The 12,207-nt window shown below is 69.9% G+C and carries 13 protein-coding genes; 6 read left to right on the top strand and 7 right to left on the bottom strand.

Annotated features, from left to right (window positions below; translation table 11 throughout):
* Nucleotides 1–42: 42 nt before the first annotated feature.
* The gene (gene ilvA / locus MJQ72_RS18100; protein WP_240600493.1) at nucleotides 43–1,299 is read right to left on the bottom strand and encodes a threonine ammonia-lyase IlvA; all 1,257 of its coding nucleotides are present in this window, start codon (nucleotides 1,297–1,299) and stop codon (nucleotides 43–45) included.
* 95 nt (nucleotides 1,300–1,394) lie between these two features.
* Between ilvA and MJQ72_RS18095 the strand changes: the two genes are divergently transcribed.
* A complete protein-coding gene (locus tag MJQ72_RS18095; protein ID WP_240600492.1) occupies nucleotides 1,395–1,961 on the top strand; it encodes an NADAR family protein in 567 nt (188 codons plus the stop codon).
* 69 nt (nucleotides 1,962–2,030) lie between these two features.
* Here MJQ72_RS18095 and MJQ72_RS18090 read toward each other — a convergent pair whose 3' ends face one another.
* Nucleotides 2,031–2,789 carry an acyltransferase gene (locus tag MJQ72_RS18090; protein WP_240600490.1) on the bottom strand — a complete coding sequence of 253 codons (759 nt, stop codon included), beginning with the start codon at nucleotides 2,787–2,789 and terminating at the stop codon, nucleotides 2,031–2,033.
* A 53-nt stretch (nucleotides 2,790–2,842) separates the two neighbouring features.
* Here MJQ72_RS18090 and MJQ72_RS18085 point away from each other — a divergent pair, with 53 nt between their 5' ends.
* Nucleotides 2,843–3,802 (top strand): nucleoside hydrolase, encoded by a 960-nt coding sequence (locus MJQ72_RS18085; protein ID WP_240600488.1) that lies wholly within the window; start codon nucleotides 2,843–2,845, stop codon nucleotides 3,800–3,802.
* Complete coding sequence (locus tag MJQ72_RS18080; protein WP_240600486.1) at nucleotides 3,802–4,935, top strand: bifunctional lysozyme/C40 family peptidase; 1,134 nt, start codon at nucleotides 3,802–3,804, stop codon at nucleotides 4,933–4,935. Before MJQ72_RS18085 ends, MJQ72_RS18080 begins: the two co-directional genes overlap by 1 nt.
* Here the strand turns inward: MJQ72_RS18080 and MJQ72_RS18075 are convergent.
* On the bottom strand, nucleotides 4,932–5,951 hold the full coding sequence (locus tag MJQ72_RS18075) for a hypothetical protein (protein ID WP_240600484.1): 1,020 nt from the start codon (nucleotides 5,949–5,951) through the stop codon (nucleotides 4,932–4,934). The two genes, MJQ72_RS18080 and MJQ72_RS18075, sit on opposite strands and share 4 nt — an antisense overlap.
* 101 nt (nucleotides 5,952–6,052) lie before the next feature.
* On the opposite strand from MJQ72_RS18075, the gene MJQ72_RS18070 reads away from it, so the two are divergent.
* On the top strand, nucleotides 6,053–6,673 hold the full coding sequence (locus tag MJQ72_RS18070; protein ID WP_240600482.1) for a TetR/AcrR family transcriptional regulator: 621 nt from the start codon (nucleotides 6,053–6,055) through the stop codon (nucleotides 6,671–6,673).
* 4 nt (nucleotides 6,674–6,677) lie between these two features.
* The gene (locus MJQ72_RS18065; RefSeq protein ID WP_240600480.1) at nucleotides 6,678–7,208 is read left to right on the top strand and encodes a hypothetical protein; all 531 of its coding nucleotides are present in this window, start codon (nucleotides 6,678–6,680) and stop codon (nucleotides 7,206–7,208) included.
* Here the strand turns inward: MJQ72_RS18065 and MJQ72_RS18060 are convergent.
* The 4 genes from MJQ72_RS18060 to MJQ72_RS18045 form a co-directional block, all read right to left on the bottom strand.
* On the bottom strand, nucleotides 7,184–8,002 hold the full coding sequence (locus MJQ72_RS18060; protein ID WP_240600479.1) for an NAD(P)H-binding protein: 819 nt from the start codon (nucleotides 8,000–8,002) through the stop codon (nucleotides 7,184–7,186). The two genes, MJQ72_RS18065 and MJQ72_RS18060, sit on opposite strands and share 25 nt — an antisense overlap.
* 21 nt (nucleotides 8,003–8,023) lie before the next feature.
* Nucleotides 8,024–9,190, bottom strand: a complete 1,167-nt coding sequence (locus MJQ72_RS18055; protein ID WP_240600477.1) for an NAD(P)/FAD-dependent oxidoreductase — start codon at nucleotides 9,188–9,190, stop codon at nucleotides 8,024–8,026.
* 82 nt (nucleotides 9,191–9,272) lie between these two features.
* Nucleotides 9,273–10,217: an RNA polymerase sigma-70 factor gene (locus MJQ72_RS18050; protein WP_240600475.1), complete on the bottom strand. Its 945-nt coding sequence runs from the start codon at nucleotides 10,215–10,217 to the stop codon at nucleotides 9,273–9,275.
* A gap of 26 nt (nucleotides 10,218–10,243) precedes the next feature.
* Nucleotides 10,244–11,593: a carotenoid oxygenase family protein gene (locus MJQ72_RS18045; RefSeq protein ID WP_240600474.1), complete on the bottom strand. Its 1,350-nt coding sequence runs from the start codon at nucleotides 11,591–11,593 to the stop codon at nucleotides 10,244–10,246.
* An 88-nt stretch (nucleotides 11,594–11,681) separates the two neighbouring features.
* Between MJQ72_RS18045 and MJQ72_RS18040 the strand changes: the two genes are divergently transcribed.
* Nucleotides 11,682–12,206 carry a TetR/AcrR family transcriptional regulator gene (locus MJQ72_RS18040; RefSeq protein WP_240600472.1) on the top strand — a complete coding sequence of 175 codons (525 nt, stop codon included), beginning with the start codon at nucleotides 11,682–11,684 and terminating at the stop codon, nucleotides 12,204–12,206.
* Nucleotide 12,207 lies beyond the last annotated feature (1 nt).

The following is a 12,207-nucleotide window of genomic DNA, read 5'->3' as shown; positions in this document are numbered from 1 at the left end:
AGAACCGTCCTTGCCACTCACGAGGCTCTAGACCAGGCAGCGTCAAACCAGGAAGTGGAACAGCGGGCTGCCCGGTTCCACCCGCTCCACCTGCAGCGGGCTGGCGTCCAGCCGGTGCAGGAGGCCTTCCAGGTCACCGGGGCGCGCGAGTTCGACGCCGATCAGCGCCGGGCCGGTCTCGCGGCTGTTGCGCTTCACGTACTCGAACCGCGTGATGTCGTCGTCCGGCCCGAGGACCTCGTCGAGGAACCGCCGCAGCGCGCCGGGCTCCTGCGGGAACCCCACCAGGAAGTAGTGCTTCAGCCCTTCGTGGATCAGCGACCGTTCGAGCACCTCGCCGTAGCGGCTGACGTCGTTGTTGCCGCCGGAGACGACGCACACCACGATCTGCCCGGGGTCGATCTTCACCGTCGTGCCGAGCGCGGCGGTCGCGAGCGCGCCCGCGGGTTCGGCGATCACACCGTCGGATTGGTACATCGCGAGCATCTCGGTGCAGATCGCGCCCTCGGCGACGTCGGTGAGCTCGACGCCTCCGTCGCGGACCAGCGGATACGTCACCGATCCGGCCAGCGCGACCGCCGCACCGTCCACGAAGGTGTCGACGCTTTCGAGCCGCACCGGCTCCCCCGCCGCCAGCGCGGCGGCCATGCAGGTCGCGCCCGCCGGCTCGACCCCGACGATCCGCATCTCGGGCGCGCGTTCCGCGGCCCACGCCGCGATCCCCGCGAGCAGGCCGCCACCGCCGACCGGCACCACCATGACGTCCGGGACGAACCCGAGCTGCGCGACGACCTCCATCGCGACCGTGCCCTGCCCGGCGACCGTCTCAGGCGCGTCGAAGGCGGGGACCAGCGTCGCGCCGGTGGTCTCCGCGTCGTGCTTCGCGGCGGTGAAGGCGTCCTCGTAGGTCTCGCCGACGACGATGACCTCGATATGCGAGCCGCCCAGGGTCGCGATCCGCTCGCGCTTCTGCCGGGGAGTCGTGCCGGGGACGTAGACGCGGCCGTTCGCGCCGAGGCGGCGGCACGCGTACGCGACACCCTGCGCGTGGTTGCCCGCGCTCGCGCAGACGACGCCGCGCTCCCGGTGCTCCGCGTCGAGCTGGACGATGAAGTTGTAGGCGCCGCGGATCTTGTACGAGCGCACGGTCTGCAGGTCTTCGCGTTTGAGCCAGACCCGGGCGTCCACCCGGGCCGAGAGCCGCTCGTTCGGTTCGAGCGGCGTGCGGGTCACCACCCCGGCCAATCGCTTGGCGGCCTCTTCGACCGTTCGGGCGCTCACCGTTTCGATCCCTTGCACGAATGCTGAATGTACTGACCGCCCCGGGCCACGACGGAGAGTGGTCCAGTGGGTGCTTCACAGGCTTGTCGGTGGCCTGTGGTCCACTGGTCGCCATGGTGAGCAAGGTCGACGGAGTCCGGAGTCTCGATGCGTTGCGCGAGCTGGTCCACAGCGGCGCGGAGCCCGGGTACCAGCTCTTCTACGGCCACACCCCGCTCAAGAGCGGCAGGGTCAACGCGGCCTGCCTGAGCCAGTGGTGGCTGGCGCCGTTCGTGGTGGACGGCGAGCGGTACCCGACGGCCGAGCACTACATGATGGCGAGCAAGGCGGAACTGTTCGGCGATCACGCGGCGGCGGCGAACATCCGTCAGGCGCCGGATCCCAAGACCGCGAAGATCCTCGGCCGTGAGGTCGCCGGTTTCGACGCCGAGGTGTGGGAGCGGCACCGCTTCGACATCGTCATCGACGGGAACCTGGAGAAGTTCCGCCAGCACGCCGAGGAGCGCGAGTTCCTGCTGAGCACCGGCGACAAGGTGATCGTCGAGGCGTCGAGGATGGACCTGGTCTGGGGCAGCGGCCTCGCCCGCGAGGACAAGAACGCCACCCGCCCCGACTACTGGCGCGGGCAGAACCTGCTGGGCTTCGCGCTTATGGAGGTCCGCGAGCAGCTGCGCGGCTGAAGGACGCTTTCCCCGCGTCTCATGCGGTGAAAGCGTCCTTCGCCGCGTCTCATGCGGTGAAGGACGCTTTCAGCCCTCGACGCCCAGAGTCTTCTGCAGCGCCTTGTTCGCCTTGCGCGCCATGTCCGCGACGGCCTCGCGGCGGGCGGCGTCGGCGGCGTAGTCGTCCTGCCGGTTCCGGACGACGCACGCCGGCGAGCCGACGGCGATCGAGTAGTCCGGGATCTCGCCCCGCACCACGGCGTGCGCGCCGAGGACGCAGCCGCGGCCGACCCGGGTGCCCTTGAGCACGGAGACCTTGGTGCCGATCCAGGTGTCCGGCCCGATCCGCACCGGCGACTTCACGATGCCCTGATCCTTGATCGGGACGGTGATGTCGGTGGTGACGTGGTCGAAGTCGCAGATGTACACCCAGTCCGCGACGAGCGTGGCCGCGCCGAGTTCGATGTCGAGGTAGCCGTTGAGGACGTTCTGCCGCCCGAAGACGGCCTTGTCGCCGATGCGCAGCGAACCTTCGTGGCAGCGGATCGCGTTGCCGTCGCCGATATGCACCCAGCGGCCGATCTCCAGCCGCCCGTAGCCGGGACGGCAGTGGATCTCGACGTCCTTGCCGAGGAACACCATCCCGCGCAGGATGATGTGCGGGTTCGCGACCCGGAACTTCAGCAGCCGCCAGTACCGGACCAGGTACCAAGGCGTGTACGCGCGGTTTCGCAGCACCCAGCGCAGCGAGTCCTTGGTCAGGAACTTCGCCTGACGCGGATCACGACGGGCCTGGCCCCAGGCGCGGAGCCGCGACAGCGCGGGCGCACCCCACATGGACGTCATACCGGTGACCGTAACCTGTGAACAGGCCGCCGACCGCAAAGGGGAGCACGCGCATGGGCACCAAGCTGATCATCGACACCGACCCGGGGGTCGACGACGCGTTCGCGCTGGCGCTGGCCTCGCGATCCGAGGACGTCGACCTGCTCGGCGTGACCACGGTGTTCGGCAACGTCCCGCTGAGCCACACCACCGCCAACGCCCGCCGCCTGCTTCAGCTCTTCGGCCGCGACGACGTCCCCGTCGCCGCCGGCGCCGCGCGGCCGATGGTCTACGACAACGCCAAGCCCGCCGGATTCGTCCACGGCGAGGACGGCCTGTCCGGCCACGCCGGGACCCTGCCGGAGGCGAAACGCCCGCTCGACGAACGCGGCGCCGTCCGCCTGCTGGTGGATCTGCTGGAAGCCGCCGACGAACCGGTGACCATCGCCCCGATCGGCCCGCTGACGAATATCGCGCTGCTGCTGGCCGCTCATCCGGACATCCGCGAAAAGATCGGCAGGATCGTCATCATGGGCGGCGGGGTGACCAAGGGGAACTCCACCACCGCAGCCGAGTTCAACATCTGGAGCGACCCCGAAGCCGCGCGCCGGGTGCTGGCCGACGAGGACATCCCGACCGTGCTGGTCCCGCTGGACATCACGCACCAGTGCTCGGTCGACACCACGTGGCTCGGCAAGCTCGCCGCGTCCGGGCCGCTCGGCGCGGCGCTCGAAGCGCTGACACCCACCTACGTCGAGCACTACACCCCGATCCTCGGCATGCCGGGGATGGTCATGCACGACGCGGTCGCGGTGGCCGAGGCGATCCGGCCGGGCATCCTCGACGTCGAGTCGTACCCCGTGGACGTCGAGTGCGGCTTCGGCCCCGCCCGCGGTGCGACACTGGTGGACCGGCGAAGGCTGCGAAGCACCGATCCGCAGGCCGTGCCCGGCCGCACCATCGACGTCGCGCTGACCACCGATGTCGACGCCTTCCGCGAGTTCGTCCTCGGCCGGATCACCGGGGGCCGGTGATGGAACAGGAAACCTCGCGCCGCCGCAGACTCCCGGTGATCGCCGCCGCGGTCGTCGTCGCGGGCGCCGCACTGGTCGCCGCCATCACCTTCGCGCCGAAGGACGAGCCGAAGCCGGAGGCCGCCGCCGTCGAGTCCTCGGCCCCGGCCGCGCCACCGTCGCCGCCGTCGTCGTCCGCCCCGGCGGAGATGCCGAAGGAACAGCCGAAGGTCCCGCAGCAGATGGGGCAGGAGTTCGACGCCTGGGTGTCGAAGACCAGCGGCTGGCTCGACATCCCGCTGCGCGCGATGACCGGGTACGCGAAGACCACCGTGGCGCTGAGCAAGGAAACGCCGGGCTGCCGCCTTTCCTGGGTGACGCTGGCCGCGCTCGGCAAGATCGCCTCCGATCACGGCCGCGCCGCCGGTTCGGGACTGAACGCCGACGGCGTGCTGACCAAACCGCTCGGCGCGGTCGAGGTCCGCGACTTCTACAACAAGGTCGTCTCGTCCGCGAACGCGAGCGGCCCGCTGCAGCTGACGCCGTCGGTGTGGGACCGGTTCAAGGCTTCGGCGAGCGGCGGGAAACCGGACCCGCAGAACATCGACGACGCCACCCTCACCGCCGGACGCGCCCTGTGCGCGGGCGGGCGCGACCTCGGCCAGGGCCAGACGTGGTGGAACGCCGTCAGCACCCTGCAGCCCGCGCCGCTGCTGATGCACCGCACGCTCGCGACGGTGAACGTTTACGGCACGGTCGGCCAGAGCCCGCAGCCGCCGAACGCGGCGGCCCTGAGCGCGGTCAACTTCGCCATCGACAAGATCGGGCTGCCGTATGTCTGGGGCGGCAACGGCACCGGCGGCAGCGACCCCGGATTCGACTGCTCCGGCCTCACGACGGCCGCGTACGCCAGCGCCGGCGTCAAGCTCATGCGCACCGCCCACACCCAGTACCACAGCGTGAACAAGGTGACCGATCCCCAGCTGGGCGACCTGATCTTCTACGGCGAGCCGAACACGAAGATCCACCACGTCGGGCTGTACATCGGGAATCAGCAGATGATCGACGCCCCGCAGACCGGGCAGGCGGTGCAGGTGCACACCTACCGGAAGCAGGGCGACGACTACGCCGGAGCGGGCCGCCCGACGGCTTAGGAACGGTAGTAGTCGGCGAGGGCGGTGAACGCGGCCTTGGGTTCCCAAGGCATGCCCGGATAGGTTTCGCCGTCGCGGTCTTCGAGGACCTTGACGATGCCGAGACTGGCCAGATCCAGGTCACGGCGAGGGTCGCCGGGACGGTGCGGATAGTTGTAGAGCGCGAAAAGGTAGACGAAGGCGCCGTCGACACCTTCGGCGTCGAAGATCTCCAGCAGCTCGCGAAGGTAGGCGGCCTGTCCGGCCTCGTCGCGGTCGTACTCCCCGTTCAGCCGGACCGGACGGCCGGCCTCGTCGTGCTCGACGATCTCCATGCTGCGCGGCGCCCGATCGCCGGCGCCGCGCCAGGTGGCCGCGCCGAAGCCGGTGATCGCGACCGGTTTTCCTTGAGCCACGAGGGCACGCACCCCTTCCTGGAACCGGTCCGCCACCTCCGCGGACCGGATGAGTTCGACCGACATGAAGTCGAAGAGGGTCCAGTCGACCCGCTCGAACGGGATGCACGCGTAGGTGATCTTCCCGTGAAAGTGCTTCCGGACCGTCGCCACGGCCTCGCCGAGGAAGTCGTTGAGGCGCTCGCTCGCCTCGGCGGTCCGCTCGCCCAGGCTCTCCGGCCTGCTGAACAGTCGTCCGAGCCGTTCGGTGATGTCGTCACCGGGCAGGAAGCCGTGGTCCATGAGGGTCAGCTCGACGCCGGTGACGAACACGACTTCGGCGCCCGTCCGCCGGACCCGCTCCGCCCGCCGCGCGCAGTCGGCGAACAACGCCAGCATCTCCTCGGTCGTCAGCTCCAGCGGATAGGGCGAGAACCAGACCTCCAGCCCGAGTTCGGCGGCGTGGTTGGCGGCCAGTTCCAGCCGTTCCGGATCGCCGCCGACGAGATGCACGGCGGTGCAGTGCAGCTCGTCACGGATGATGGCGAGCTCCCGTTTCACCAGGTCGGGATCGAAGTTCTCGCGGGAGTTCTCGCCGCCCCGGACAAAGCCGGTGTCGTAGGCGATGCCTTTGGCACGCATGGGTTCGGTCCTCTCGTCTCGGAATGTGGAGCCCGAGACTAGAAGGAAACTTGCGTGCACGCAAGTTTGCGTCCGCGCAAGTTGACTGGGATACTCGGCCGGTGACCGGATTGCGCGACCAGAAGAAACAGGCCACCAGGAAGACCTTGCGCGAGGCGGCGCTGCGGCTGGCCCTGGAGCGTGGCCCCGAAAACGTGCGCGTCGACGACATCGCCGAAGCCGCGGGAGTCTCGCCCAGGACCTACAACAACTACTTCTCCAGCCGTGAACAGGCCATCGTCGCCGCCGTCACCGCCGAGCGGGAAGCGCGGATCGCGGCGGCGGTGGTGGCCCGGCCCGCTGACACCGGCCTCGCCGACGCCGTGCTCGAAGCGCTCGTCGAGCAGTACACCGACCCGGGCGAACACCACCGCGACGCGCTGCTGCTGATCACCACCCGGCCGGCACTGCGTGCCGCGTTCGCCGACACCACCAACGCGCTCGAACTCCCCCTCGCCGACGCGATCGTCCAACGCCTCGGCGACATCCCGCCGCAGACCGCCCACGTACTCGCGGCGAGCGTGACCGCCGCGGTGCGGATCGCGCTCCAGCGATGGCTGCAGCCGAGCACGGCCGGCGGGCTCGTCGTGCCCTCCGGCTCGCTGACCGATCTGCTCCGAGCCGCGCTCGCACCACTCGCCCCCGCACTCGACGCCGCCGAGGCCCAAGCCCGCATAAAGTGACCGCGTGTACTCACCTATTCCGGTCCTGAACGAGCTGAAGGACCTCTATGACTCGACCCGCGACTACCTCGCCGACGGTTTCGAGTTCCACGACTACGACGACAAAGGCCGCTTCCCCCAGGAGCTGGACGACCCCGAATTCCTCTCGCGGGTGATCCCCTTCGCCCAGGCGAACGGGAGCGGCTCGACTTACGCGATCTGGCGGGCCGACGACGAGACGGACCTCGCCCAGTCGCCGATCGTGGTCTTCGGCGACGAGGGCGGCGAGCACGTCGTCGCCCGCGACTTCACGGATTTCCTGCGACTGCTGGGTTTCGACGCCGAGATCATGGTCGACCACGAGTCGGCCTACTACTACCGGGCGGAAGACGACGACCACAGCGGCTCGCACGAGCTGTTCGCCGAGTGGCTCCGCGGGCGCGGCCTGACGCCGTCCGAGGATCCGGACGCCGTCGTGGCCGCCGCCAAGGAAGCCCACGGAGATCGTTTCCGGGCGTGGATCACGCCGTTCTACGAGCGGATCGGCTGGGCCTGAAAGGACGGCGCGTGGTCGCGCGCCCAGTCGGCGAACGTGTGCGCGGGCCGTCCGAGGAGGTCTTCCACCGTGGTGGTCGTGGGGCCGGGGCGCTCGCTGTAGTCGGCGAGGGAACCGAGCAGGCGGTCGGGAACCTCTTCGGGTAGCCCCTGCGCGAGCATCCCCTGCCGCACCCGCTCGGGCGGAAGCTCCTGAAAGGACAGTGCGCGGCCGATGGCCGCGCCGATGAGCCGCACCTTCTCGTGCTGGTCCACCGATCCCGGACCGGTCAGCGTGTACACCGACCCCGCCGGGAGGTCGCCGAGCAGGGCTCGCGCGGCGACCGCGGCGATGTCGGTTTCATGGATCGGGGAGGTGGCGGCCCGTCCGTACGCACCGCGCACCACGTCACCCGCCTGGATCTGTGGCACCCAGGCCAGCGCGTTGGCGGCGAAATCCGCCAGGCGCAGGACCGTCCACTCCAGACCGGAGCGGGTGACGAGCTCTTCGGCTTTCTTGAACTGGTCGGCGAAGCGTGCCTCCCCCGCCGGGTACTCGACAGTGGTGGCCGACAGCAGCACCACCCGCCGTACCCCTCGTCCGGCCGCCAGCTTCAGCAGCTCTTCGAGGCCTGGGCCGGTCGCCCGCGGGCTGATCTGGATCGCTTCGACACCTTCCAACGCCGGTTCGATCCAGGCAGGACTGAACAGGTCCCCGTCGCCGCGGGTGATCGCGGTGACGTCGATACCTTGGCGCAGCAGGACATTCTTCACCTGACGTCCCACGACGCCGTTCGCTCCGGTGATCAGGATCATGATCGTTCCTTCGTTCTGGGGTCACACGCTGACGGGTTCCGCGGCCTTGACGATGCGGCGGCGACGCGCGGGCAGCATCGACGTCGGGTGCGAGATGCTCCAGGCCGCGGCCTTGCAGATGATCTCCTTGAGGCGGGCGGCGGTTTTACCGGTGAGCGCCGAATCCTTGGGCCGGTCGTCCGGGGTCACCCACTGCACGACGGCGTCACGGCGGCCGAGGCTGACGCACTGGCCGGTGTAGCCGATCTTGTTCTCGGGGAGCGTGCCACCGGTCAGGACGGCGACGATGGCGTCGGCCGCGCGGTAGGCCGTGGGCACCCCCGAGGCGCAGGACATCCGCAGCGGCGTCCCGTTGACGCCCGTCGCGAACGCGGCGTCACCGACGGCGTAGACGTCCGGGTGCGACACCGACCGCATCGTGTCGTCGACGACGATCTGCCCCGTCGCGGAGACGTCCAGGGTCGTGGCGGCGGCGATGGGGTGGACGGCGAAACCGGCCGTCCAGACGGTCACCTGGGCGGGAATCTCGCGACCGGCCGCGGTCTTCGCGCCGTCCGGCCCGACGTGCGTGATGTCGGTGTCCTCGTACAAGATGATGCCGAGCCTCTCGAAGGTCCCGCGAAGGTGGCGCCGGGCCTTCTCGCTCATCCAGTCGCCGAGACCGCCGCGAGCCGCGAGCGCGACGTCGAGATCCGGCCTCGCTTCGGCGATTTCCGTGACGGCTTCGATGCCGGTGAGGCCCCCGCCGACGACAAGCACGCTCCCGCCCGCGGCGAGGTCGGTGAGACGCGCCCGCAGCCGGAGCGCGGAACCCTTGCCGTCGATGTGGTGTGCGTGCTCGGCGACGCCGGGAACGCCGCAGTCGGCGGCGGCGCTGCCGAGGGCGTAGACGAGGGTGTCGTAGGTGATTTCGCCGTCGTCGAGGACGACGGTCTTGCGTTCGGCGTCGACGCCGCTGACCCGCGCGATCCGCACCCGCACGCCCGTGCCGGCGAAGACATCGGTCAGCAGGCGGGGTTTCAGGTCCTGGCCGGTCGCGAGCTGATGCATGCGGACCCGCTCGACGAACTCGGGATCGGCGTTGACGAGGGTGATCTCGGTGTCGGCGGGGTGCAGCCGCTTGGCCAGCCGCCCGGCGGCGTTGGCTCCGGCGTATCCGGCCCCGAGAACGACGATTCGGTGCTTCATGGTCTCACTCCTGTCCGGTCGGTGTTCGCCTCCTGAACCGGACAGCGGCACGAAACCTGACAGGGACGGACTGTGATCCGAGTCACCAGTCGACGGTGAGGGGCTCCCCCTGTCCGGACGCGGCCCACTGACCCGCCGCCCGGTCCAGTTTGGCCGGGTTGACCTGGGCATGGACCGCCGCGATGCCGTCGGCGGTGACCTCCAGGGAGACGACGCCGACGAGCTTGTCCTCCACCATCAGCACCAGCGCCGGCACGCCGTTGGCGATGGTGGAGAACAGCTCGGGTTTGCCGCCGATCAACGACCACTTGGCCGCGCTCGGCTTGAAGAGGCCGCGCAGGAACCTCGCCACCCGGACCGCGCCGGTGATCGGCCGCGGCAGCGAGAAGAGCACGCCGCCGCCGTCGCCCACACTGATCGCGTCGTCGGCCAGCATCCGCACCAGCGCGTCGGTCCGGCCGCTGAGCGCCGCGGCGAGGAACTCCTCGACGATCTTGCGGGCCGCGGCCGCGTCGACCTCCACCCGGCGCCGGTCGGCGGCCAGGTGCTGCTTGGCCCGCCGGTGGATCTGCTGGCAGTTCGACTCGGTGACGTCGAGGACCTCGGCGATCTCGGCGTGCGAATACCCGAACGCCTCGCGCAGCACGTACACGACGCGTTCCTTCGCCGAGAGCCGCTCCATCAGCGTGAGCATCGCGATGGAGACCGATTCGCGCTGCTCGACGGTGTCGGACGGGCCGAGCATCCGGTCCCCCGCGAAGACCGGCTCGGGAAGCCATTGGCCCACATAGGTTTCCCGCCGGGCGCGCGCCGAGGTGAGCCGGTTGAGGCAGAGGTTGGTGAGCACCTTCGTCAGCCACGCCTCGGGTGTCTCGACGTACTCGCGATCGGCGGACTGCCAGCGCAGGAACGTGTCCTGCACCGCGTCCTCGGCGTCGCTCGCCGACCCCAGCAGGCGGTACGCGATCGCCTCCAACCGGCCACGGGCCGCCTCGAACACCTCGACCTCGCGCGCACCGGTCAGCATGGGCCCAGATTAGCCAAACGCCGGAGTCAGGCGGCGGGAATCCAGCTGCCGTGCAGTCCCAGTGGGACACGGGCGGGCAGATGGACCCGAGCCAGCGGCTCGCCGGTGAAGTCCTGCGCCGCGAGGATCACCAGATCCGCCGCGCCCCGGTCGCGGTCGTGGACGTACACCAGGTTGTAACCGTCGTCCTCCGCCGCGGCCCTGGCCGACGGGACGAAGACGGTCTCCCCAGCGCTCGCGTCGCGGCCGAACTCGTGGGCTTCGGTGACACCGGTCAGGAGATCGTGTTTGAGGAGAGCACTGCTGAAACCCTCGTCGGGGCGATCCGGTTCCGTGGCGCTCGGGGTGGCGTACAGCTCGGCCGCCGCCGAATAGCCGTAGCGATAAGGCTTTCCGCCGAACCGGCCGTTGAGGCGCGGGAAGTCCTGGGGACGGTCGTGCAGCAGGGCGCGCGTGGCCCGGCCGGCCGCGAGGTCCGCCGTCCAGCGTTCGAGCACGGGCTTCGAGGCGCCGATGTCGGCGAAGTCGACCGGCCGGGGATGCACGACCACGTCCACCACCACGGTTCCGTTGTCCTCGAAGGCGTTCAGCGTGTGACCGACCATGACGGGCGCGGTCTCGAACCACCGCACCGTCCCGCCCGCCCTCGGCAGCAGCCCCAGCCGTGACGGCAGTTCCCGGTTCCAGCGGAACGGCACACCCGTCGCCAGGCGTTCGGGCTCGAAGACCATCGGGGACTCGTAGAGCACCACGTAGTGCTCGGTGAGCGCGAAGTCGTGCATGTACGGCAGGGTCGGCGCCTTGATGTCGGTGACGCTCCGGTTGCGACCGTCGGGGCCGATCACGATGTGCTGCACGAAATCCGCGCCGTACCGGAAGGCCAGCGAATGCAGCTCGCCGGTCGCGTGGTCGAACTTGCTGTGCGCGTTGGCGGAGAAACCCTGTTCCGTGGCGCCCAGGGAGGCGGGTCCGACGGTGTCGAGTTCGTCGGTCAGCTCGTACGGCGCCAGCCCTCCTTCGATGAGCGCGTAGAGGCGGCCGCCATGGCCCGCGACCTGGACGTTCGGCGCGAAGTCCAGTCTCTCGTCGGCGACCTGCCCGCGCCGCGGTTCCCCGAGCCGGTCCGCCACGGAGGCCGACCGGACCCAGCGGTTGCGGTACCACTCGGCGCGGCCGCCGCGCAGGCGCACGCCGTGGACCATGCCTTCCCCCAGGGTCCAGACATGCGCCGACGCGTCTTCGAGGCCGAGCGGATTCGGGCCGATACGCAGGTAGCGGCCGTCGAGATCGTCCGGGATCTTCCCGCTGACGGGCAGATCGAAGGCGGTGATCTCCTCCGTGACCGGGGCGAAGTTGCCGAGGACGTAGCGATTCATCGTCGTTTCCTTACCGCGAGGTGTCTTGAACATTTGTATAATACATTTGTATAAGACGCTTGTCACAGCCACCCGCTAGGATCGCCGCATGGGACAACGAGAGGACCTCCTCGACGGGGCCAAGCGCTGCCTGATCGAACGCGGCTACGCGCACACCACCGCGCGGGACATCACCGCCGCCTCGGGGGCGAACCTCGGCTCCATCGGGTACCACTTCGGCTCCAAAGAGGCCCTCATGAACGAGGCCATGATCGAGCTGTCCACCGAAGTGGTCGAGCACCTACGGGTGCCGGAGGGCGCTTCACTCACCGCCACCTGGCAGGGCCTTGTCGGCTCCTTCGCCGAGCAGCGCGACCTGTGGACCGCCGTCCTGGAGAGCGCCACTCAGGCCATCCGCTTCCCGGAACTGCGCGGACGGCTCGCCGACGCCCAGGACGAAGCCCGGAAGGTCCTCGGTGGACGCCTGTCCGCCACCGACACCGACGCGGCAGGCGCCGTCCAGTTCGCCCTCATCGCGGGCGTGATGATGCAGCACCTCGTCGCCCCGGACCGGGCCCCCAGCGCGGAAACGATCGTCCGCGGACTGAAGGCCCTCGCCGGCGGCACGGCCTGAC

This window comes from Amycolatopsis sp. EV170708-02-1 (assembly GCF_022479115.1).
Taxonomy (GTDB): domain Bacteria; phylum Actinomycetota; class Actinomycetes; order Mycobacteriales; family Pseudonocardiaceae; genus Amycolatopsis.
Note: the sequence above shows the minus strand (reverse complement) of the source record. Positions and strands in the feature narration are given on the sequence as shown.